This is a genomic window from Mycolicibacterium sp. XJ1819, from assembly GCF_053483675.1.
The window spans coordinates 63,178-85,874 of the sequence record NZ_JBEFST010000022.1 but is presented as its reverse complement, the minus strand read 5'-3'; the positions used below and the strand labels follow the sequence as shown (position 1 = coordinate 85,874).

18 protein-coding genes are annotated in these 22,697 nt (G+C 62.6%); 16 read left to right on the top strand and 2 right to left on the bottom strand.

Annotated features, from left to right (window positions below; all coding sequences use genetic code 11):
* Positions 1-267: 267 nt before the first annotated feature.
* The 6 genes from ABQE89_RS22305 (at position 268) to ABQE89_RS22280 (ending at position 6,807) form a co-directional block, all read left to right on the top strand.
* Positions 268-972: a cupin domain-containing protein gene (locus tag ABQE89_RS22305; RefSeq protein WP_448420673.1), complete on the top strand. Its 705-nt coding sequence runs from the start codon at positions 268-270 to the stop codon at positions 970-972.
* 316 nt (positions 973-1,288) lie between these two features.
* Positions 1,289-2,545: a cytochrome P450 gene (locus ABQE89_RS22300; protein WP_448420671.1), complete on the top strand. Its 1,257-nt coding sequence runs from the start codon at positions 1,289-1,291 to the stop codon at positions 2,543-2,545.
* A 27-nt stretch (positions 2,546-2,572) separates the two neighbouring features.
* Complete coding sequence (locus tag ABQE89_RS22295; protein ID WP_448420669.1) at positions 2,573-3,829, top strand: amidohydrolase family protein; 1,257 nt, start codon at positions 2,573-2,575, stop codon at positions 3,827-3,829.
* A gap of 50 nt (positions 3,830-3,879) precedes the next feature.
* Complete coding sequence (locus tag ABQE89_RS22290) at positions 3,880-4,776, top strand: SDR family oxidoreductase (protein ID WP_448420667.1); 897 nt, start codon at positions 3,880-3,882, stop codon at positions 4,774-4,776.
* Positions 4,777-4,849: 73 nt separating this feature from the next.
* The gene (locus ABQE89_RS22285) at positions 4,850-5,992 is read left to right on the top strand and encodes an acyl-CoA dehydrogenase family protein (RefSeq protein WP_448420665.1); all 1,143 of its coding nucleotides are present in this window, start codon (positions 4,850-4,852) and stop codon (positions 5,990-5,992) included.
* A 35-nt stretch (positions 5,993-6,027) separates the two neighbouring features.
* The gene (locus tag ABQE89_RS22280; protein WP_448420663.1) at positions 6,028-6,807 is read left to right on the top strand and encodes an enoyl-CoA hydratase/isomerase family protein; all 780 of its coding nucleotides are present in this window, start codon (positions 6,028-6,030) and stop codon (positions 6,805-6,807) included.
* A gap of 277 nt (positions 6,808-7,084) precedes the next feature.
* Here ABQE89_RS22280 and ABQE89_RS22275 read toward each other — a convergent pair whose 3' ends face one another.
* Both ABQE89_RS22275 and ABQE89_RS22270 read right to left on the bottom strand, forming a co-directional pair.
* A complete protein-coding gene (locus ABQE89_RS22275; RefSeq protein WP_448420661.1) occupies positions 7,085-8,281 on the bottom strand; it encodes a CaiB/BaiF CoA transferase family protein in 1,197 nt (398 codons plus the stop codon).
* A gap of 2 nt (positions 8,282-8,283) precedes the next feature.
* Positions 8,284-9,132, bottom strand: a complete 849-nt coding sequence (locus ABQE89_RS22270) for an amidohydrolase family protein (protein ID WP_448420659.1) — start codon at positions 9,130-9,132, stop codon at positions 8,284-8,286.
* A 104-nt stretch (positions 9,133-9,236) separates the two neighbouring features.
* Between ABQE89_RS22270 and ABQE89_RS22265 the strand changes: the two genes are divergently transcribed.
* The 10 genes from ABQE89_RS22265 (at position 9,237) to ABQE89_RS22220 (ending at position 22,697) form a co-directional block, all read left to right on the top strand.
* The gene (locus tag ABQE89_RS22265) at positions 9,237-9,743 is read left to right on the top strand and encodes a DUF7700 domain-containing protein (protein ID WP_448420657.1); all 507 of its coding nucleotides are present in this window, start codon (positions 9,237-9,239) and stop codon (positions 9,741-9,743) included.
* Between the two features lie 361 nt (positions 9,744-10,104).
* Positions 10,105-12,717: a carboxymuconolactone decarboxylase family protein gene (locus tag ABQE89_RS22260; protein ID WP_448420655.1), complete on the top strand. Its 2,613-nt coding sequence runs from the start codon at positions 10,105-10,107 to the stop codon at positions 12,715-12,717.
* A 294-nt stretch (positions 12,718-13,011) separates the two neighbouring features.
* Positions 13,012-14,715 (top strand): cytochrome P450, encoded by a 1,704-nt coding sequence (locus ABQE89_RS22255; RefSeq protein ID WP_448420653.1) that lies wholly within the window; start codon positions 13,012-13,014, stop codon positions 14,713-14,715.
* Positions 14,716-15,213: 498 nt separating this feature from the next.
* Positions 15,214-16,326, top strand: a complete 1,113-nt coding sequence (locus tag ABQE89_RS22250) for an amidohydrolase family protein (protein ID WP_448420651.1) — start codon at positions 15,214-15,216, stop codon at positions 16,324-16,326.
* Positions 16,327-16,332: 6 nt separating this feature from the next.
* Positions 16,333-18,765, top strand: a complete 2,433-nt coding sequence (locus tag ABQE89_RS22245) for a CaiB/BaiF CoA transferase family protein (RefSeq protein ID WP_448420649.1) — start codon at positions 16,333-16,335, stop codon at positions 18,763-18,765.
* A 131-nt stretch (positions 18,766-18,896) separates the two neighbouring features.
* The gene (locus ABQE89_RS22240) at positions 18,897-19,439 is read left to right on the top strand and encodes a response regulator transcription factor (protein WP_448420647.1); all 543 of its coding nucleotides are present in this window, start codon (positions 18,897-18,899) and stop codon (positions 19,437-19,439) included.
* A 21-nt stretch (positions 19,440-19,460) separates the two neighbouring features.
* Positions 19,461-20,060 (top strand): TetR/AcrR family transcriptional regulator, encoded by a 600-nt coding sequence (locus ABQE89_RS22235; RefSeq protein WP_448420645.1) that lies wholly within the window; start codon positions 19,461-19,463, stop codon positions 20,058-20,060.
* Between the two features lie 69 nt (positions 20,061-20,129).
* Positions 20,130-21,020 carry a helix-turn-helix transcriptional regulator gene (locus ABQE89_RS22230; protein ID WP_448420643.1) on the top strand — a complete coding sequence of 297 codons (891 nt, stop codon included), beginning with the start codon at positions 20,130-20,132 and terminating at the stop codon, positions 21,018-21,020.
* A 370-nt stretch (positions 21,021-21,390) separates the two neighbouring features.
* A complete protein-coding gene (locus tag ABQE89_RS22225; RefSeq protein WP_448420641.1) occupies positions 21,391-22,500 on the top strand; it encodes a cytochrome P450 in 1,110 nt (369 codons plus the stop codon).
* Complete coding sequence (locus tag ABQE89_RS22220) at positions 22,497-22,697, top strand: ferredoxin (RefSeq protein ID WP_448420639.1); 201 nt, start codon at positions 22,497-22,499, stop codon at positions 22,695-22,697. The genes ABQE89_RS22225 and ABQE89_RS22220 overlap by 4 nt, the downstream gene beginning before the upstream one ends.

Below are 22,697 nucleotides of genomic sequence, written 5' to 3'. Positions count from 1 at the left end.
GAGGCATGTTGACCCGCCTGACATTAACGTCGGCGCCATGGTGGCTGTTCAGTCTCTAGTCAGTTCCGCGCGTGGCGCGACGCCCCACGGCCTCGAAATGCACAGTCGGTATTCGGAGGCGATGCAAGGAGCCGCTCATCTAAAGGAGGATGCATGGCGAGTCCGGTGACCTCTGACCTCGAGGTCTGGATTGCACGGCTGCCGGGCCTCGAACTTCGTCTCCCTGGCGGTAATGGGCGAGAGGACGATTGTGCCTTTGCTTCGGAAGTGGCCGTGTTTGACCATCTGCGCCCCCACAGCTTCGTCTGTGTCGACGAGTTCCCCTCGATCTTGTGCCGTGAAATGACGGCTGTCACCGCGGCCGCTCACGGCCAGGTGATGGCCCGCGTGCTCAAGGCCAACCCTGCGCGGCCGTGGCCACAGCCACCATGGCGGCGACGCACCGCGGGTGCCCGAATCAGCTTGCTCATCGCGGGCACCGTGTGGTTCGACCTCGCCGGCACCGGGGAGGAATCGTTCAGCGCCAACGATTCGTGGTGTCTGCCTGCGGGTCTCGACCATTCGCTCCTCGAGGCCTCCAGCGATTTGGAGCTACTCGAAATCGAATTGCCCGGCCCGCGCGGTTCTTCGGATCCGACCTCGACGATTCCTGAGATGCTGATGTTGTTCGCGAGCTACAGCTATCGGCCGATTCCACGCTTCGCCGGCCCAGTCCACACCGAGCACCCGCCGACCGACACTGCTGATCCCAGCGCGGCGCTGTCACTGCGACTGGATGACTCGGCACCCCATGGCTGGGCCGGATGTCCATGGCATCTACACGATCAAGGAATTCAGTGCGGCTACCTCACCAGCGGTTCCGCTCACATCGATGTCGAAGGCCTCGGTGTTGTCGATGCGCGACCCGGGACATTCTGGCTACAGCAAGCCAAAACCGCACCCACCCGGTACGCGGCAGACACATCACGATAGATCCCAGATGCAGACCGGCACTGCGTGGGACAACCGAGCACGCGACTCTACCGTGGCCGCGCCCGATCGGTGTTACAGCGCCCTCGCAAGAGAACGCGAAAACCACAGCGGGGGTGGCACTTTCCGCGTGGAGCCAATCCGACGCAACTTCATGCTGACCAGACTCGGGAGACGGCGAATCAGTACTGGTACGGACGTTGCGACCGATCCGGACCCGTAGCGTATTCAAGGTCACTGGCGGGTTTGATCAACGGCATCGACGCCGCTGTGTTCCATCGTGTGGTGGACGAAGCCAGCCCGGAAGGAGTTGCGTTCCATGACGGCCGCGAATGTAGCCGAGGGCCTGATCGCTGATGCGATGCGGTTCTTGACAGATCCGGTGTTCAGAGAATCCCCGGAGGAGTTCTACGAGCGGTTGCTGGATGGTCACCGTGTCTTGGCACTGGGCAACGGAACGTGGTTGGTGGCCGGGCACGCCGAGGTGCGTGCGGTGTTGCGCGACACCCGTTTCAGTCGCGCGGCTCGTGCGCCCCAGGAAGTGGAGTATCTGAGCGCCGATCCCCGTCCGGACGTTCAGAAGATGGCCGGCTGCCAGGCGGCGATGTTGTTGTTCACCGATCCCCCCGAGCACACGCACCTCCGCAAATTTCACCGGCCCCCATTCATGCCTCGCGAGGTGGTTCGCTGGGCCGACTATGTCGACGACCTGGCTGACGAGTTGGCCCGTGGGCTGCCTCATGACCGCGACTTCGACATCAAACACGACTATGCGCTGCCGATCCCGGAACGGGCCATCTGTCGCATCCTGGGCGTGCCCGCCGAAGACCACAAGAGTTGGGAACGCTGGTCTGAAGCGGTGCTGAACGTGGACCGCACCGGACACGGCGGAGGTACCAGCACCACCGAGGCCGGCGAAGCCATGCGCGATTTCGGCGCCTACTTCGCAGAACTCATCGAGGAGCGGCGCAACAATCCTTCGGATGATTTGATCAGTGAATTGGTCAACGCCGACGACGACGGCGAACACCTCAGCGACACCGAACTGATCGGCAACCTGATATTGCTGATCATGGCCGGTCATGAGACCACCGCCAACACCATTGCCACGACGGTAACGCTGATGATGGCGCATCGGGACCAATGGGACCGCGTGGTCGCCGACCCGACGCTTGTCGACGGTGCGATCGAAGAAGTCCTGCGCGTCGACGGTGCTCAGCGGTTCGTGGTGCCGCGCATCACCCTCGAGGATGTGCAAGTAGGGGAGCATCACATACCCGCCGGCGATCAGGTGATCTGCCTTTTACACACCGCGAACCGCGACCCCGACGTGTTTGACGCACCGCGGCGTTTCGACATCACTCGCGACAGTTCCGCACATCTCGCCTTCGGCCCGGGCACCCACCTGTGCTTGGGCATGCACCTGGCCCGGATGGAGCTGAGAGCCGCCCTCACAGCGCTCGCCCGCCACCATCCCGCACTGCAGTTGGCGGTGCCTGCCGAACAACTCCAAGCGGCTCCGTCGCCCACCGTCAGCGGCTGGCTGACAGTGCCCTGCATCTCCCCGAGCTCCTAAACCCACTCGAGAACGAAAGCACACACCATGCCGATCGACCTCAACGAACGCCTCGACGAGCAACACAACGCGGGGAGGGTTGTGCGCCGTGAACGCACCCTCGTCCCGGATCCCGAACCTCGAAATGTCTATCTGCCACTGATTTCCGTCGACGATCACTTCATGGAACCGCGCGATACCTTCGTTGACCGGATGCCGGCGAAGTTCGCCGATCAGACGCCGCGTGTCGTCGAGGACTCCGACGGTATGGAGTGGTGGCAGTTCGAGGACGAGCGGGTCATGAACTCGGGTGCCAATGCGATGTCCAGCTGGCCTGCAGCTGAGCGGACCGGCGGGCCGGTGCGCTTCGACGAAGTGCGCCTCGGCACCTATGACGTGCACGGCCGCGTGAAAGACATGGACGTCAATGGAGTCGCCGCATCGCTGTGCTTTCCCTCGATGGTCTTCGGATTCTGTGGACAGCGCTTCACGAAATTCTCCGACCCCGAACTGGGAATGGCGGCCATGCGGGCCTACAACGACTGGATCATCGAAGCCTGGGTGGGGGCGTATCCCGACCGGTTCATCGCACAGCAGGTGACGTGGTTGCCCGACCCCAAGATCGCGGCCGACGAGATCAGGCGCAACGCCGAGCGTGGTTTCAAGGCCGTCAGCTTTAGTGAGAATCCAGAAGCGCTCGGCTTCGACTCGTTGTACTCGGGCAAGTGGGATCCGTTCTTCGAGGCATGCGCCGAGACCAGCACGGTTGTCAACCTTCATGTCGGTTCGTCTTCACAGACGATGGTGCCGTCAAAGGATTCACCGCCGCCTGTCATCGCGGCCCTGTTCGAGATCAACGCCTTCGCCGCGGCAACCGATTGGCTTTTCGCGGGAATACCCTCGCGCTTCCCTGAACTCAAGATCGTGATGTCAGAAAGCGGCATCGCCTGGGTGCCCATGCTCATCGACCGGCTCAGCTTCCTGGAGAGCCGGTTCAACAAGGACAACGATGGCGGCATGAACTCGACGTGGTCAGATACGTTGACCCCCAACGAAGTTCTGGCGCGCAACTTCTGGTACACGTCGTTCTTTGATCCGACCGCCTACCGGCTTCTCGACGTCATCGGCGAAAGCCGCGTGATGATGGAGGTCGACTATCCGCATTCGGATTCCACGTGGCCCGACACCCAAGAGGTCATCAAGTACCAGATCGACGCCCTTGACCGCGACGTGCAGGCGCGTCTCACGTCAGGAAACGCGGCAGAAGTCTACCGTCACCCGCTCGTCGCTTTGCCGGGTCAGTAGTCGAAGTTCAGTCATCCATACAGCATCAGAATGAAACGGGATAGGTGGTTGTGACATCACTTGAGGGGCGTACGGCGATCGTCACCGGTGCCGCGCGCGGGTTGGGAAGAGCGCACGCACTTCTGTTGTCGCGCCTCGGCGCGCGCGTCGTCGTCAATGACACAGGTGGCGGCCTCAACGGCGACGGAGACAACAACGATGCGGTCGCCGGCGTCGTTGCCGAAATCAAAGCAGCAGGCGGTGAAGCGGTCGCCCACTTCGGAAGCGTCAGCGATTGGAACGCCGCACGCGAGATGATCGAGTGCGCCGTGCAGACATTCGGCAGTCTGGACATCCTGGTGAACAATGCCGGCATTCTCCGGGATCGCATGCTGGTGAACATGTCCGAGTCCGAGTGGGATTCCGTGATCGACGTTCATCTGAAGGGGCACTTCTGTCCACTGCGTCACGCCGCGGTCTACTGGCGATCAGAGAGCAAGGCAGGTCGAACGGTGGAGGCGTCGGTACTCAACACCTCGTCGGGGTCGGGCCTGCGGGGCAATCCCGGCCAGATCAACTACGCGTCGGCAAAGTCTGGCATAGCGATGATGACTCTTGTGGCTGCGCGCGAACTGTCGCGATATGGGGTCCGAGTCAACGCGATCGCACCGGTGGCACGCACCCGGTTGACCGAGAACACGCCCGGCCTCGGCGACCGCATCGGTCAGCAGGAGGGCTTCGACAAATGGGCACCCGAGAACGTGTCTCCCCTCGTTGCCTGGCTGGTGTCGCCTGAATGCAGACTGTCCGGCGAAGTATTCGGCATCGTCGGCGGTCGTATCGCGCGCCAGAAGTGTTGGACGGAACAAGAAGTCTTCGATATCGATCGCCGCTGGTCGGTGGATGAGCTGAAATCGGCACTCGAGCATATTCCCGCGGGTCCTTCTGAGTTCGTCTTCTCCTCATGAGCACGATCTGCACCAAGCACCACAACAGCGGCGGCCTCGTGCCGGTCGCGATGGTCAAGACAGGGGAGACGACATGAGCCCGACCCGCCCGTCGTGGGCCACCGATGAACTCGCCGATCTCTACGACATGGCATGGGATTTCTTCTCCTCTGAGACCGACCGACAGAGCGAAGAGTGGTCTCGCAACAAATGTGTCGACCGTGATTTCTGGCTGCGTGCGGGAAAGCTCGGCCTGCTGTGTGCATCGGTGCCCGAGAAGTTCGGCGGTGGGGGAGGGGGATTCCTGCACCATGCTGCGATCGCCTCCGCATACGCCCGCACCGGTGACAAGTCATGGGGCAACGCGATCCACAGCGGTGTCGTCGCCGACTACCTGGTGGCGTACGGGACTGAAGAGCAGAAGCGGCAATGGTTGCCCCGCATGGCGACGGGCGAAGTCGTGGCGGCTCTCGGGATGTCTGAGCCGGAGGCCGGCTCGGACCTCAAGAACATCCGAACCACTGCCATTCGCGACGGCGATCACTATCTGATCAACGGCGCAAAGACCTTCATCACCAACGGATCAGCGGCTGACATGGTTGTCGTGGCGGCGAAGACGGACCCATCGGCCGGCGGACGAGGGATCTCGCTGTTGATCGTTGACACGCAACTTCCGGGCTTCTCGGTAGGGCGCGTGCTGGACAAGATCGGTCAGCACGGCTCGGACACGGCTGAACTGTCGTTCGACAATGTTCGGGTTCCGGCTGATCAACTCCTCGGCGTCGAAGGCCGGGGCTTTCCGCAGATGATGGCCCAGCTGCCCCAAGAGCGCCTGATCATCGGTATCAACGCCGTCGGAGCCACCGAACTCGCCGTCGAGCTCACCGTCCGTTATGTCAAAGAACGGCAGGTCTTCGGCGCGCCGTTGATGGACATGCAGAACACCAGGTTCGAGCTCGCCGAGTGTGCGACGCTGGCACGGGTAGCGCGCGAATTCCTCGACAACTGCATCGTGGGTCACTCCATCAAGGGTGTCGACACCGCCACCGCGGCGATGTGCAAATGGTGGTTGACACACGTGCAGTGCGAGGTCATCGATCGCTGCCTGCAGCTGTTCGGCGGCTACGGCTACATGCGGGAATATCCGATCGCCCGACTGTATTGCGACGCACGCGCCCAGAAGATCTATGGCGGTGCCAATGAGATCCAGAAGGAGCTCATCGCCCGCTCACTATGACCGGCCGCCTTCTTTGATCCACCTGAAAGGATCCGATGTCGAACTACACGCAACTGGCGCCGCACGTGCTCGTCGAGAAGCGCGATTCGGTGCGGGTGATCACCCTCAACGCGCCGGACCGTTTCAACTCCGTTGACGACGACATGCATCAAGCCATCGTCAACGTGTGGCGACTGCTCGAGAACGACGAGGAGGCCTGCGCGGCGGTGCTCACCGGGGCGGGCTCGGCGTTCAGCGCCGGCGGTGACATGGGGCACCTGAGGAATCTCCATGATGATCCGGTGCTTCGACGGCGAACGATCCGGACGGCGGAGCGATTGGTGCGTGCAGCGGTATCGTGCGAATTGCCGGTTGTCGCGGCCGTCAACGGTCCGGCTGTGGGTGTGGGCGCGACACTGGCATTGTTGTCCGACCTCGTTGTCATTGCCGAGGATGCGTACATCGCCGATCCGCACGTGTCAGTCGGTGTGGTCGCCGGTGATGGTGGGGCCTCGCTGTGGCCTTCGTACATGAGCATGCTGCGTGCCAAGGAACACCTGTTGCTGGGAACTCGTGTCACGGCCGAGGAGTGCCTACGACTGGGTATCGCCAATCGTGTCGTGCCCCAGTCGCAGGTGTTGACGGTCGCGCTCGACCTCGGATCCCAACTGGCTAGCCAGCCTCGCCAAGCCCTCCGTGACACCAAACGCGCACTCAACCTGCATCTGCGTCAAGCACTGGACCGCACCATCGATTTTGCGCTGGCTGCGGAGGGAGAGTCCATGGCCGGCGAAGACGTCATGGCCACGGTTGACCGTTTCGCCGCTCGTACATGATGCGCTTTGGCCCGAGGTGCCGGGCCTGACCGCAGTGTCAGCCCGATTGAGGAAGGGTTGGAGACCTGGCTACGGCTGGTCCGGCTTTTGAGCAGGTTTCAGGACTGCCTTCTGCTCCAATTGACAAGCGAATTGAGCTATTTCGTCCCCGTTACGGAAGCCGAAGATCGGCGCGAGCATGTCCAGCTCACTCGTACTCAGTTTTGGCGCCGCGGGAGCAAGCGACGTTCTCGACGACGACTTGGTACGCACAGTCCGGCGATACTGCCCAGTGCGATCAGATCGCATCATCTTTCTCCCTATGAGAAGCGCTGGTTACACCTGTGGCCCACGACGACAGGACGTGGTCTTCGTCGGCGTTGAGTACCGGTGCCGGCGAGCCGTCGGATGCTGGGCGCCAACCCTCGGCGGCGAATCGCACCGGGTCGGCAATGAAAGGCAGCGACGTCTGAGCCGACTCGCCTACGAGGCCGCGCGCCAGGAGGTGGGGATGTTCGACAACCTGTTTCTCGGTGAGTAGCGCGCAGCCAGCCACTCCCCATTCCGTGAATCGTCGAGTCCACTCCGCGCCAGGAGCGCTTGCGATGATGCGCGCGATCTCCTCGCGCATTTGACGGTCGCCCGGCCGTTCCGTCTCGTCGATGTAATCTCGCTGCTGCCAGCTGTCGGCCAAGTCTTGACGGCCCAGCGCATTCCAGAAGTTTTGCCACAGCCGTTTCTCAGTGGCCATGATCTGCACAAACGAGCCGTCTTGGGCACGATAGATGCTCTGCATCGGTGAATGTGAACCGGTAAGACCGGGGATCGGCGCTCCGGCGAGCATCGGATAGAGGTTGAGGCGGTGCGCCTCAACGCTTGCGTCCCAACACGATACGTCCAGCCACGTACCGTATCCACTCATCTGGGCGCGAAACAGCGCCGCCAGCACTGCAACCGCACCGTTGATCGCCCCGAGTTCGACGCCGTACGAAACGTCGGTGGTCAACCGATAGTCGCCCTCGGTCCCGGTGACCGTCGAGCTGGCCGACAGGAAGTCCACATTCAAGCCGTGAGCCGGCAGGTGGGCAAGCGGCCCGTCTTGGCCGAAGCCGGATATCGAGCACACCACCAGCGCTGGCCGCCGTTTCCTGGCCTTCTGAAGATCAACGCCCAATTCCGCCAGCGCACCGACCCGGTAGCCCTCCACCACGACGTCGGCGGCGTCGAGGAGGGTGTCCAACCGTGCGCGACCTTGATCTTTGCGGAGATCGCACACGATACTGCGCTTACCCCTGTTGACTGCTTCGAACATCACGGAGCGGCCCTTGACGATCGGCGGGAACGCTCGCATGGGATCACCGTGCGGTGGCTCGACCTTGACGACATCTGCGCCCAGATCGCCGAGTTTTCGCGTCAGCAGCGGTCCGGGTAGTAGCTGCGCGATTTCGAGCACCCTGATTCCCTCGAGAGGAGGGTTGGTTGCGGTGTTACGCATGATCACTTCTTCGAGCCAGTCGAATCGGGAAGTCCCAGAAGGCGCGTCGCGTTGCCTCCCAACACCGCCTTTTTGTCGGTATCGCTGAGTGATGAGGAAAGGATTTCCGTCGACAGCTCGGTCACCGCAGGGATTCCGCTCGCAGCGGAATGAAGGTCGCTGCCGTACATGACCCGGTCGGCGCCGCACCGCGAAATCAGATTCTGGACAACGCTGAACCCGTGTGCCAAAGCGGTATCGAACACCAGACGCGGTCGTCGATCGGCGACATGGGGTGCGAACAGCGATTGTTCGAAGGTGGAGAACGCATCCAAGACGACCATTGGCAGATCCGGGAAGTCGCCCGCCAGCACGTCGATTTTCCAGAGCGACTCTGAAGACGACTCGCCGATGGAATGCAGGAAGGGGACAAGTCCCAATTCGCCCATGCGATGCAGATAGTTCCGCACCCATCGGCTGTCGAGGGACACGCCTTGTAGCCGGGTGTGGAAGCTGATGCCGTGCAGTCCGAGCTCGTTCTTGCATCGATCGAGCTCATCTAAGCCGACAGGTCCGTTGAGCGGCTCGACGATGCCGATGGCGGCGGGGAACAAGTCCGGTCGGCGATCTCGATAGGCGGCGATGTCATCGTTTACCCTGCGGTTGTCGGCGATGCCGTCCGGGCGTAGGTAGTCGTGGCTCGCGATGACCACCGCCTGGGTCACCCCACGTGCGGCCAGGATGGCGCCGCGCGCCGTCGCATCATCATCCATATCGACCGATTCTCCGCGGCTCGACATCGTCGACGTCCCAATGTGATTGTGGACGTCGATGATGTAGGGCTGCTCGTGCATGACCGGGTACTTTGCCATGGGGCGCACGCGATGACCTCCGTACAAATTCGGATTGCACGAAAAGACGATCGTGGTACTTCTGGACCGATCAGCCAGCGCGTTGCACATGAAATGAGGATGAAATGGGGACCTTCTCGCTCGGCGTCACCTATGAGATCGATCCGCTACCGCTCGTCGAGGAGGACACCACCTTTTTCCCGGCCGGGGTGGTCACCATCGGAGTCGAATTTCGTCAAGTCGATGTCGAGACCCTAAAGGCAGGCTTCGGGGAGGAGTTGGTGACCTCGGAGAACCCCACCATCGATGACGCGGGTGTCTCGCTGCATGTGCTGGGTGCACAAGACCACAAGGAGTATCTGCGCTTCGATTGCTTCACCAACGATGCGCACTATCACTACATCGACTGGGGTGTACGTCAGACCATCGTGCCGTTTGACCAGGCCGCCGGTGGCGACATGCTCACCTGGGCACTGGACGCGATCACCCACCGGCTCGATGCCATGCTCCGATTCGCCGGTGCTGATGACCTCGCAGAGGTCGTCGACATGACCGTTGTCCGCGAGACGATGACCGAGGTGGCTCGGGCCGCACGCGAAGCCCAACGGTCGCTCGGCGACGCCATCGCATAAAACGCGTCCATGCCCTCCGTACTGGTACGGAGTGGATTATTGACGTTGACGCCTAACTTGACTGGGCAACAAGGTGGCAACGTCAGAAGGGTCGTGCGCGGTGAGGACAAATTGGCAGTCGTTGGTTGATGAGCACGGTGCTGAAGCGCCAGATCCAATGCGCTATAACCGAACTGGGGATGCTTGGGGGCAATGGCTTCGCGTGGGAGCCGTCGCATTCGGGTTGGGCGTCGCCGTCACGACAGGCCAAGGTGTCGCTTCGGCTGAGTCTTCGGACGCCAGATCCGACTCGTCCGACGGCTCGACGTCGGGAGTTACCTCGTCCGCGTCGTCATCGTCGACGCAACGACCACCTTCCACCTTGTCGGGGCAACAGGGCGTCGATTCCGAAGGTGGTGTCGGGTCCGAATCGTCAGCGCCGGATACTGATTCCGACGTCGACGTCGATCCCGGATCTTTGGCGCAGGAATCTGCTTCGACGTTGCCAGACGGGCATGAGCTCGGTTTGGATTCCGAGGTAAAAGTCGACGGCGCTATCGGATTCAACAGTGACGCGTCCAACGAAGGAAAGAATCGGGCCGTAGTGGACGCCGATGCTTCGCAAGTGTCCGATCTCTCGACAGCAGATTTTTCGAGCGCGGCGTCGGAGCCCGTGCCGCCGTCGGAGCGGCTTGTGCCGGCGCAGGATGTTGCGGCCGAGAAGGACATTCCCGCGACCGGCGAAGCCGTCGACACCGCCCGACCGCTGTCGGTCGCATCGTCAGCGTCGGCGCCGCAAAGCTCACTGCCCGCGGAAACACCGAAGGTCGCGTCGGTCGACGTCATCAGCAGCGTGCTGGCATCGTTCGGGTTGGGGTCGCAGACCGCGGACAGCCCGGCTCCTGCGGCGCCGGCAGGCGGTGCGCTCGTCAACGCGCTGTGGTTTGCGGTGCGTGATGTCGAATCCGGGCCGGCCGCCAATCCCGCCTCCTCGATCTTCGGTACCGGACTGTTTGTGCCGATCAACTCGCTGTTCGCCGTCGGCGGGCGTTGCGGTTTGATATGTGACGGTGCTGACGGCACGCAAGCTAATCCGGACGGTGTCAGCGGAGGCTGGTTGATCGGAAATGGTGGTGCCGGCTGGTCGAGCACCGTGGCCGGTGTGGCCGGTGGCAACGGTGGTCACGGCGGCTTGCTCTGGGGCAACGGCGGCAATGGCGGTGTCGGCGGCGCCGGGATGAATGGCCTCGCGGGTACGACCGGAGTCAACGGCGGTCTCGGCGATGACGGCACCTCTGGCGGCCGCGGTGGGAACGGCGGTAACGCCGCCCTGCTGTGGGGTTACGGCGGCAAAGGTGGTGCCGGCGGCGCCGGCGGCGCTGGCGGCATCGGCGCACACGGTGTGGATGCGACTGCGGCCGAGGAGGACGGTGGCGTCGGCGGCAGCGGCGGAACCGGCGGTGACGGAGGTGTGGGCGGTTCAGGTGGCAAAGGTTCACTGCTGATAGGTCGTGGTGGTGACGGTGGTCTTGGCGGCGCGGCCGGTATCGGTGGTGACGGCGGCTATGGCGGTACCGGAGGTGCAACTGTCATCACGTTGGCCGACGGCAAGATCGTCGACAGCGACGCCGTCGGCGGCGTTCCGGGTCTGGGTGGTGCGGCGGGTCAGGCCGGCACGGGCGGTATCGGCGGTGCCGGCGGTCTGTTCGGCCAGGTGGGCAGCAACGGCGCCAGCGGTGCCATCGGCGCAGCGGGCCGCACCGGGGGCGAGGGCGGCGCAGGCGGGCTTGGTGGCCGACTGCCGATCATTGATCTGAATACGGCAACCCCCGCGCAGGCAGAACTGGCCGCACGGATGAAAGCTGTGGTGATTCCGCTCGGGGAGGCGACGGGCATCCAGATGGTGGATGCCGACGGCCGCCTCGTCGGACCCTTGAATGCCTATCTGTACAACACTGTCATCGGCGAGGCGCTCATGGAGGTCGCCAACGCGTCCGCGACGGTGTCGCTTCCAGCGAGGGTCAAAGAGGTGGTGGTCCTTTCGGTTGGCGGTCTGTGGGGCTCGGATTTCGAACTGTATGCGCATGAGTTGGTCGCGCGCCTCGTCGGGCTGCCCGAGGAATCGATCCAGTCGTTGGCCAGCGGTCAACCCCCGGTGGGACTTACGGGGAATGAACAGCTTGCCGCCCAATTCGCGCAAGAACTCATCTCGAACCGTCGGGTCAGCGACGAGCTCTATCAGGCTGCCGAGGCAGCGTTCGGCACGGCAGGTGTCGTCGATATCGTCTACTTGACCGGCACCTACCTCAGCGCCTCGTCGTTGTTCAATGCGTTTGAGTTGCTCGGACCATCGACGTACGGTCCCGGGGTGGCTCCCGCACCGACGCCTCCGCAGTTTGACGGTGACTACGGTTTGGGCGGCCGGCTTGCGTTGGTGGATCTGGAGACAGCGACCCCCGCACAGTTGGCCTTGGCCGCTCAGATCAAGGAGATCGCCGTTCCGGCACAGGAAGCCACGGGGGTTCAGATGTTGGACCCGGAGGGCCGTCTCATCGGTCCGCTCAATACCTACCTCTACAACCCGGTCATCGGGGCGGCGCTTTTCGAAGCGGAGAATGTCTTCGCAACGTCATCGCTTCCTGACAGAGTCAAAGAGGTTGCCGTGCTGGCGGTAAGCGGCATCTGGAACACCGAGTACACGCGTTACGCGCATGAGAGGCTCGCTCTGGCCGCCGGGCTTCCCCAGGAAGCGATCGAATCGCTGGCCAATGGGCAGGCACCGGTCGGGCTCACCGGAAATGAGCTGATCGCCGCCCAACTCGTGCAGGAACTCGCGTCGACCTACCAAATCAGCGACGAGCTCTACCACTCCGCGCAGGCGGCTTTCGGTCGCGTCGGCGTAATCGACCTGATCAATCTGGCGGGCACATACCTGGGCACATCGGCCATGCTGAACGCATTCGAGGTGCCGGCGCCACACCACCCGGCGCCGTAACTGCACCGCCAGAGACGGAATTGTCGACGACGCCGACGATTCCTTGAGTAGGGCCCGAGCGCGGTGCGCTCGGGCCCTACTGCCATCCTCGCGCAGGTGTCCTCGGGTCTATACTGGTTGTCGGCCGCGTCGCCGAGCATCGCTCGAGAAGTTGCCTCTTTACCTGCCGCGACGCCTTGCAGGCGGCCCGTTCTAGCAGAGCAGATCGAGCCGTACTTCGGTGGTAGTACTGATTCGTACTCCCTTTGCCGCGCGTAACCTGCCTTCTGCAACAACGAGTGCAAGGGCAGGTTGATGACCACGGTCGAACACGCTGACATCCAGGACCATTTTGACCACACCGCCGAGGGGTTTGCGCAGCGAGCGCTGAGCACATATCGCGAGATGCGCGAGAAGTGCCCCATCACCCGGTCGGACCAACTCGGAGGATTCTGGGTGGTCAGCAAGTACGACACGATCATCAAGATCCTGCGTCAGCCCGACGTTTTCGCCTCCGGCGAAGGCATCGTGTTGCCGGCTCTACCGTTTCCCCAACGGGGGATACCGAGCGAATCGGACCCACCGCTGCACACCGACTACCGCGGTGTGTTCATGCCGTTCCTGACGCCGAAGGCGGTCGCCGGATACGAGCCCCTTGTCCGCGAACGGGTCAGCGCGCTGATCGACACGTTCATCGCAGACGGTCGGGCCGATTTCGTAGCCCAGTTCGCCACCCGGCTTCCTGGCCAGGTGGTCGCGGAGTTCTTCGGGTTCGACTTCCAGGACGGTGAGCGTTGTTATGAATGGCTCAACACCATGATGGCGCCACCCGACGGCGATCCTACGACAGCCGCAGCAGCGGGTCAGAACTTGTTCGAGTTCATCGTGGGCGTCCTGGCCCAGGCACGTGCGGAGCCGAAGGACAATCTGATTTCCGCGATCGCGAACTACGAGACGAAGGCCGGCACTCGTTTCTCGGATGACGAATGCATCGGATTGGTCTTCACCGCGATCGGCGGTGCACTGGAGACCACGGTAGCGGCCCTTACCGCCATTGTCGTGTTCCTCGACGAGTTTCCCGCCGCGCGTGCTCAACTCATCGCCGACCCGACGCTCGTCAATCAGGCTGTGCAAGAGGTCTTGCGTATGTCGTCGCCTGCCCACTGCCCAGCCCGCACCGTGCGCAGCGACGTCGAAGTCGACGGAATGACCTTCAAAGCGGGCGACCGTGTGCTGTTGCTGTTCGGATCCGCGAACCACGACGAGGAACGATTCGCAGAACCTGAAGAGTTCCGATTGGACCGCGGAAGAAACCCTCATATCACTTTCGGCCACGGAATTCACCGATGCGTCGGGGCGCCGCTGGCTGAACTCGAAATACGGGTGACGATCGAGGAAATCCTCAAACGGATGCCGGATGTCAAGGTGCTCAACCAATCCGGGCCTACCATCCGTAATGGCGGAACGTGGGGCTTCGAATCGCTAGACGTCGAGTTCACACCCGGACCGGTCGAGACACCCTCGGATGTATCGCCAAGTCGCGCAGAGGAGGCAAGCGTGAAGGTATGGCGCATGAGTGACGACAACTACTGGAAGGCCGCGCCGGCGGGCACGTCGTGGGCGGCGACCGTCGCGGCGGCCGGCGAGGCCCAGGGCTTCAAGACGGCCATGCACGCACTCGGAGATCCGACCGACGAGAAGACCACCGTCGTCGTCATCGTCCAGTTCCCTCCGAACTATGTTCTGCCGCGGCATTCGCATCAAAGCGACCGACTGGAACTCGTCGTCGCCGGGTCAGTTGAGGTCGATGGGTACTGGTTGGGCCCCGGCGACATCTGGACGTCCCGCGCGGGGGAGTTCTACGGACCACACACCATGGGTCCCGACGGTTGCACCACAATGGAACTGGCCACCGTCGCCGGAGCGCACAAGCTGTCCTTCGACGTCGAGGGCACCGCTATCGATGTCGACTTCAGCGACCCTGCCGCACTGGCCGGCCTGGCGAGCTTTCTGAAATAGCCTCACCTGCGAAGGGTAGGCGTAGAAGCCGGCGGCGATCCCGCCGGCTTTCTGCGGTCACCGTCGGCAGACGTGTCTCATCGCCGCATAGTCGGCCTGTGCCGACTATGTGGGGCGCAGAAGTCGCGCATCATGTCGTCACTCATGCCGCCGATCGCGGCGGGCGTCGCCTAGCCGCTGCGCGCGCAAGTAGCGCATCAAAACTCAATGGGGGACCGACTTCCCGCTGATCACCACCACCGGAGTCGAGTGGCCGTCACATCTGTGCGACGACGGTAGGCCGCAAAACCTCGGCCAGACCTTTCCGTAGGGGTACGGAGGCGCACGGCGAACACCGGCGCATACCTTGACGGACAACAGACGAATTGCCAGAAAGGTGCGTGTCGGGTGAGGACAGATTGGCTGGTGTCGGTCGATGACCACATCGTTGAAGCGCCAGACGTGTGGACCAAGCGGCTGCCTGCGAAGTACCAGGACACCGCGCCCAGAGTCATTCGCATGCCAGATGGGCAGGATGTCTGGGCCTACGAGGACGCCCGGTGGGGCGTGGCCGGGGTGTCGGCGGTCATCGGCCGCGAGAAGGAGGATTGGAGCCTGGCGCCGGTCAATTACGATTCGGTACATCCTTCGTGCTACGACCCGGCGGCCCGGATCGAGGCGATGAACATCGCAGGCATCCTGACGATGACGAACTTCCCGACATTCCCGCGCTTCTGCGGGCAGGCGTTTGCCGAAGCCAAGGACAAGGACCTCGGTCTCCTGTGCGTGCAGGCGTGGAACGACCACATTCTCGAGGATTGGTGTGGGCAGTACCCGGGTCGTTTCTTGCCGCTGGCGTTGGTCCCGATGTGGGACGCGAAGCTGGCGGCCGCGGAAGCGCGTAGGGCGATCGAAAAGGGGGCGCGCGGCATCATCTTCTCTGAGAATGCGGCCACCCTCGGCCTGCCCTCGATTCACAACAAAGACGGGTACTGGGAGCCGCTGTTCGAGGTGGCGAATGAGAGCGGATTACCGATCTGCATGCACATCGGGTCCTCGTCGAAGATCCCCACAACCGCCGACGACGCGCCGTCCATCATCCAGGTGGGAGGTGGCCCGGTCATCAATGCGATTCAGTGCCTCTGGGATTGGATGTTCAGCGGGCTCTTCTTCGCGTACCCCAATTTGAAAATTGTGCTGTCCGAGGGTCAGGTCGGGTGGATACCGTACATGCTGGAGTGGATGGACCATGCGCTGGATCGACAGCGGTGGGCACGTGACGGGGACTTCGACGCCGATTACGCTTCCGGTAAGTACACCAAGCGAGAATTCAAGCGCAAGATCGTCGACCCCGACGTGGCACCGTCGACGTTGTTCCGCGAACACGTCTTCGGATGCATCATGGATGACCCCGTCGGTATCGCCAACATCGATCGGATCGGTATCGACAACGTGATGATGGAAACCGATTTTCCGCATTCCGATGGCTCCTGGCCGGACTCGCTCAAACTTGCACACAGCCAACTCGCCCCACTGGGTGAAGAAGGTATGTACAAGGTGATGGTGGGCAACGCCGCGCGGGTGTTTCAGTTCACGCCCGCTGAGCCACCCGTGCTTTCGACCAACAGGTGACACCCGGTGGTCAAGGACCCACCCGCACGGCCACCGCTGGACGGCTTCAACGTCATTGAGCTTTCCAGCGGTGTCGCCGGAGCCTACTGCACGAAGTTGCTCGTCGATGCCGGCGCGCAGGTCACCAAACTCGAAGATCCGACGGGTGACCCGCTGCGCCGCTGGTCGGCGTCACACACACCGCTCGCTGGGGGCGCCGATGGTCCACTGTTCCAGTATCTCTCGGCGTCGAAGGCCAGCGTCGTGCTCGATCCTGCCGAAGACGCCGATATCGCTCGGGCTCGTGACATCGTCACCAACGCCCACGCCGTCGTCTGGTCGCCGGGGTCAAGCCTGGCTGCGCACCCGCTGTTGGCGCCGGCCCGTCTGCATGACGACGCACCCAATCTGATCGTCACCGCGATCAGCCCGTTCGGTCTGGAGGGGCCGTGGGCCGGCCGGGCGGCGTCAGACCTCACCCTGCAGGCGTGGTCCGGGGGCATCTGGGCAAGGGGCTTTCCAGAACGGCCGCCGGTCTATGTCGGCGGGAAACAGGACCAATGGGCGGCCGGCATCGTCAGCGGTGTGGCCACAATGTTCGCGAGGATCACTCAGATACGAGAAGGCTGCGGCCAGTTGGTCGACGTCTCCATCCTCGAGTCGCTGTGCCAGTGGTTATTCGGCTATTCACCCGTGACCTGCTTCGATGTCGCCGGATCGCCGCTGAAGTCCACACGCTCGGTGCATGTGCCAGGCGTCGAGAAGACAAGCGACGGCTACGTGGGAACCATGGTGGGCACGGGCCAGCAATGGCTTGACTTCTGCGCCATGGTCGAACACCCCGAGTGGGCGGAAGACCCGTCTCTGTTGCGCGTTGACACGCGATCCGACAACGGATCCGCGATCTCAGCGGCAATCACCGAATGGACTTCGACCCGCTCGACCGATGAAGTACGAGATCTGGCCAGCGCGTTTCTCATTCCCAACTCGCCGGTCGGAAACGGCGAGACCATTCCACTGTTCGATCACTTCGTGGCACGGCAAGCCTTCGTGAAGAATCCCAGTGGTGGATTTCTTCAGCCGGCGCTGCCTTACACGCTGCACGGTGTTCCGATGCGCGACTTCGGACCCTCGCCGGCGTTGGGCGAGAACGCAATCGAGATCGAGGCCACCGCCGGCGCCGGTGACGATCGGACATGTGGCGCCAAAGCCGTCACCGAGCTACCCCTGTCGGGTGTTCGAGTGTTGGACCTCACCTCGCTGTTCGCCGGGCCGTTCTTCACCCGCCTGCTGGCGATGTTCGGCGCCGAAGTCATACATCTGGAGTCGGTGGGCAGACCGGACCTGTACCGCATGTATTCATTGCGTCAGGTGGGTCGTGAACCGCAATGGCAGGAGTGGGTACCAAATTTTGCGGGTGCGAACACGAACAAGCGCGGTCTCACCCTGGACCTACGGGCCGACCGTGGCCGCAAGCTGTTCCTCGACCTGGTGGCGACGTGCGACGTAGTGGTCGAGAACTTCAGTGCCAGAGTGATGGACAACCTCAAGCTGGGCTACGAGGAACTTCGCTCGATGCGGCCCGATCTGATCATGGTTCGGATGCCTGGGTTCGGCCTGGACGGCCCATGGCGTGACGTGCCTGCGTTTGCGCCGATCATCGAAGATGCATCGGGAATCACCTGGCTGACTGGATACCCAGACGAAAAACCGCAGGAGGCACAGTCGGTAGGTGATCCGAACGCGGCACTGCATGCGCTGTCGGCCACGTTGATAGCCTTGTGTCACCGCCACCGCACCGGCGAGGGAGCGTTGGTGGAGGCGCCGATGATCGGTGCGGCGCTCAACATTGCCGCCGAACAAGTCATCGAGCACAGCGCATTTGGGCAGTTGCTGATGCGTGACGGAAATCGCGGCGCGGCCGCCGCGCCACAAGGTCTCTACCTCAGTGCAAGCATCGACGAATTCGAGCGCAGGGACTGCTGGGTGGCGATCGCCATCGAAACCGAGGAGCAGTGGCGCGCGCTTCGTCGCGTGATACCGCGGGTCGATCGCGACGGAATACTCAACGATATCCACGCCCGACGGCGGAGCCACGACGAGATCGACGCGGCGATCGCCGAATGGTGTGCGACGCGCGAGTCCGACGACATCGTCGAGCGACTGTGGTCGGTCGGTGTGCCCGTCGGTAAGGTGATCCCCCCGCACCGGCAGGGAGAACTTGCCCAGATTCAAGCACGTCGATTTCTCGAGACCGTCGACCATCCCGTTTTCGGCCCCGCACGCTATGACACCTTCCCGGCTCGGTTCTCCGCAGGGCCGACGCGGTACAACCGAGAGCCGGCGCCGATGCTCGGTGAGCACAACGCGGTGATACTTGCCCGGGTCGGCTGCGCGGAGGACGAGCTGCGCGACCTCGAGGAGGAGGGGGTGATCGGCACAGAGCCACGGATGGGTTGAATCTGCTCGCAACAGCGCAGCTGATGTGCCGCGCAGGCGGGCAGTGGTCGTCGGACTAAAGCCGAAAATGATGAGTCGCATATCCAGCTGGTGTTCTCGAAAGTATCCGCCGAGCCGAGGATGGTTGTCCAGTGAACGCTGTTGACCGGCGCCGCACCGTGCAAACTCGTGTCGACGCGGCCGGCATTGGATGGCTCACCGCCCATCCGGACCACCGTGGTGATCCGCGCACCACTCAGGGGGACCTCCTTGACGCACTCTTTGCACTGCTTGATGACGCTGATATCCGTACGATCATCGTCGTCGGTCTGCCTCTTACAACGCTCAACGGTTCGCCGGCCGAGGATGCCTCGCCTGCCGACACCGTCTTCGCCGAGCGGTTCCGCCAGTTCAGCGAGAAGCTGTGGGCTTCGGGAAAGACGCTGGTCATCCGTCGCAACGTCGAGGGCGCCCCGGGTACGACGCCCGATTCGCCGGCCTATACCGAGCCACTCACGGAACGGGAACTACAGGTCCTGTCGTTGACTTGCCGAGGCACATCCGCTCGGGAGATCGGTGATCGTCTGTTCATCAGTGAGCGCACAGTCGAATCCCACGTGAGCAACGCGTATCGCAAGCTCGGCATCCGCTCTCGCGTCGATCTTGTGAGACGCGCTGTGCAATTCGGCTTTTGAGGGCTCAGACCGCCGCATACCATGCAGAGCCACGAAAAGGGATCGGAGAGTCGAGAGTCACGGCTGCGGCAACGGATTCTCGATGTGGCCAACGAGGCTTTCGACCGTCGGGGCCTGAGGCGTACCACGATGGATGAGATCGCCGAAGCCTCCGGGGTGGCGCGGCGAACGTTATACAACTATTTCGAGAACAAGCCCACGCTCATCGGCGCGGTGATTCGGCATGAGAGCGTTCGTGTTGCCGCCACGGCGCTCGAGGCTCTCGACTTCTCGTCGCCACCAGAGGATTTGATTGTCGACGCCTGGCTGGCATTGCTCGAAAGCAGTCGCGGCAGCCGGTACGAGGAGTGGCTGATGCAGCCGGGGGCGCTGACCATCACCGCCAGGGTTCTTGAACAATCGGAGTTGGTTTCCTCTGTTGCTTCGCCCTTTTGGGAACCGATCCTGCAACCGCTTCGCGCGGCGAACCGCCTACGGGTGACGGATATGCGAGAGGTCATCCAGTGGCTCACCTTCTTGCGGATCGTCCTTCTTTCACGTCCAGCGACGTTCGGCGCGGACAACGCGGTCATCCGGCGGATGCTGAAGACCTACCTCGTCCCAACGCTCCTGCGCCCCTAGCGGCACCGGAGCACTCTTCGAGGTGGCAAACGTCTGCGGCAAGCCTCAACCGGCGTATAAAATGTTCACGTGGGCTCGAAAGGCCATCACCGTACCCGCAGCGAAGCGGCGGAGCATCGCGCTGAGCTCGGCAGGTACTTAAGGGCGCGTCGGGGGCAAATTCGTCCCGAGGACTTCGGCATCGCGCGGGCCCGACGCCGCCGCGTGCAAGGTCTCCGTCGCGCGGAAGTCGCTGAGCTCGCAGCGGTCAGCCCCACCTGGTATACCTGGCTCGAGCAGGGACGTGACATCCAGGTCAGCGCTGAGGTTCTCGACGCGGTGTGTCGGGTGCTCCGGCTCGACGAACATGCTTCTCGGTACGTCCGGCAGTTAGCAGGCAAGCCGGTGCACGAGCCCTCGGCCACCGAGCGGGTGGTCGATCCGGCCGTCGATACCTTGCTGGCCGATCTTCTGCCCGCCCCCGCCTGCGCGGTCACCGAGTGCTACGACATCCTGAGCTGGAATGCGGCGCTGGTCAAGGTGATCGGGGAGCCGACAACCACTCCACCGGAGCAGCGCAACCTCGTTCGGATGTGCTTCGACAACCCGTCATTTCGGCGAAGTGTTTCGGGTTGGTCTTCCATCGCCAAGGCGGCGGTCGCTGAACTACGAGTCGTGTCAGCGCTACACCCGCACAGTCGGCGACTTCGTCAGCTCATCGATCAACTGAAGGCGTCGAACTCAGACTTCCAGCTGGGCTGGGAGGACTTGAAGGTCCGACCCTTCTTCGGTGAGATCGTGACCATCGACGTCACTGGTGTCGGCGCCATAACCATCAAGGTGATGGAACTCGTGCTACGCGATGAGTGCCCGATCACGATCGTCGTGTTCCAGCCTGTCGATACCGAGAGCCGAAAACTGCTGGCACATCTCGTCGAAACCGAGGTTGTAGGTCAGGATAACGCGACGGGGCGGCGCTAACCCAAGCTGCTCGAGCACGCGGGCTCGGGACTGCGGCGACCGGGCCGGCGACTGAAGGTGGTATGAAACGCCACCTCCATAATCGCCTCCGTTCCATTGCCGATCACCGCGTACCTCAGTACCGTCATGTCGTCGATGTCAGAACGATTCCTCGCACGACCTTGATAGGCCGCGAATTCATCTTCATCTGCCTTGTTCGCGCGCGCATTCGAGCGTCTTGCAGCACCAGGAGGACCCACAGGTGTCAGCTAAACCCGTAATCGAGTTTGACCACCATTCCGCCCAATTCGCGACGGGGTCAGACGACATTCTGACCGACCTTCGTGAACGTTGCCCGGTCGCTTGGACAGAGGCCCACGGGGGATACTGGGTGATCACGAACTACGACGATATTGCCGCCATTACCCGTGACGATTTCATGTACTCGTCGCAGCATGACCCGGAGGGTCCCAAGCAGGGCGTGATGATCCCGCCGATTCCTACACAGTCGGGAATCCTGGAAATGGATCCGCCAGATTTCCGCACGATCCGGCGGGCCCTGGCACCTTACTTTGCGCCGTCGGCCGTTGAAGCGATGCGCGGCGAGATTCTCGAGTTGACGACTCAATGCATCGACGAGTTCATCGAGAAGGGTGAGGCTGAAATCATCGAACAGCTGGCCAGCCCGGTGCCCGCAATGCTGACAGTTCGTTTGCTGGGCCTGCCCCTGTCGCAGTGGCAACCCCTTGCTGACGTCTACCACAAGGGCGCCTATCTGCCGTCAACCGACGAGAACATGGCCGAGATCCACGAGATGTTGCTCGGGGTCTACGGCCAGTTGCTCGAAGCGGTCGAAGCGCGGCGTGCCGAACCGCAGGACGACCTCATCTCGGCCGTTGCGAGCCTGCGCATCGACGGCGAGTTACTTTCTCTGGAAACCGCTGCTGGAGTCCTGCAGAACCTCGCCGCCGGCGGTATCGATACAACGACGAGCCTGATCGCACACACGGTTGTCCACCTCGACCGTTTTCCGAAGGACCGTCAGTACCTGCTCGACGACCCCGCTCGGCTGCAAATCGCATGCGAAGAATTCCTGCGCGTGTACCCGCCGGTGCCAGGCTTTGCTCGGACTATCACCGCGGATCACGAATTCGGAGCCCAAAAGTTCTGTAAAGATGACCGACTCTGGTTCTCGATGGCGTCGGGAAACCGCGATCAGAGCGTGTTCAAGGATCCCGACGATGTTCGGATCGACCGATGGCCGAACCGGCACATGTCTTTCGGCTTGGGCGCACACCGGTGCCTCGGGTCGAACATGGCTCGAACTGTCTGGGAGATAATTGTCAGTGAAATACTCAGACGTATCCCCGACTACCGCGTGGATCACAAGACCGCGCAACGCTACACCGACTGCGGCGACATCAATGGCTGGATTTCGGTACCGGTTTCATTTGCTCCCGGCACCCGTACCGATCAAGAAGACGGGGAACTCGACAAATGAAACTCACTGTCGATCTGAATCGGTGCCAGGGACATACGCTGTGCTACATGACCGCCCCGCAACTGTTCGTGCTCAGTGAAGTTGACGGACACGCGTCGCCTGCGGTGGACGATGTGCCGGAGGAATTCCGGCATCTCGCACATTTGGCGGCGGACGGCTGTCCCGAGCGGGCCATCACAATTCATGACAACGATTGA

Excerpts from the sequence above, each read along its gene's own strand:
- ABQE89_RS22300 (WP_448420671.1), top strand. The coding sequence starts at position 1,289 with ATGACGGCCGCGAATGTAGCCGAGGGCCTGATCGCTGATGCGATGCGG.
- ABQE89_RS22295 (WP_448420669.1), top strand. The coding sequence starts at position 2,573 with ATGCCGATCGACCTCAACGAACGCCTCGACGAGCAACACAACGCGGGG.
- ABQE89_RS22285 (WP_448420665.1), top strand. The coding sequence starts at position 4,850 with ATGAGCCCGACCCGCCCGTCGTGGGCCACCGATGAACTCGCCGATCTC.
- ABQE89_RS22280 (WP_448420663.1), top strand. The coding sequence starts at position 6,028 with ATGTCGAACTACACGCAACTGGCGCCGCACGTGCTCGTCGAGAAGCGC.
- ABQE89_RS22275 (WP_448420661.1), bottom strand. The coding sequence starts at position 8,281 with ATGCGTAACACCGCAACCAACCCTCCTCTCGAGGGAATCAGGGTGCTC.
- ABQE89_RS22270 (WP_448420659.1), bottom strand. The coding sequence starts at position 9,132 with ATGGCAAAGTACCCGGTCATGCACGAGCAGCCCTACATCATCGACGTC.
- ABQE89_RS22265 (WP_448420657.1), top strand. The coding sequence starts at position 9,237 with ATGGGGACCTTCTCGCTCGGCGTCACCTATGAGATCGATCCGCTACCG.
- ABQE89_RS22255 (WP_448420653.1), top strand. The coding sequence starts at position 13,012 with ATGACCACGGTCGAACACGCTGACATCCAGGACCATTTTGACCACACC.
- ABQE89_RS22250 (WP_448420651.1), top strand. The coding sequence starts at position 15,214 with ATGCCAGATGGGCAGGATGTCTGGGCCTACGAGGACGCCCGGTGGGGC.
- ABQE89_RS22235 (WP_448420645.1), top strand. The coding sequence starts at position 19,461 with ATGCAGAGCCACGAAAAGGGATCGGAGAGTCGAGAGTCACGGCTGCGG.
- ABQE89_RS22220 (WP_448420639.1), top strand. The coding sequence starts at position 22,497 with ATGAAACTCACTGTCGATCTGAATCGGTGCCAGGGACATACGCTGTGC.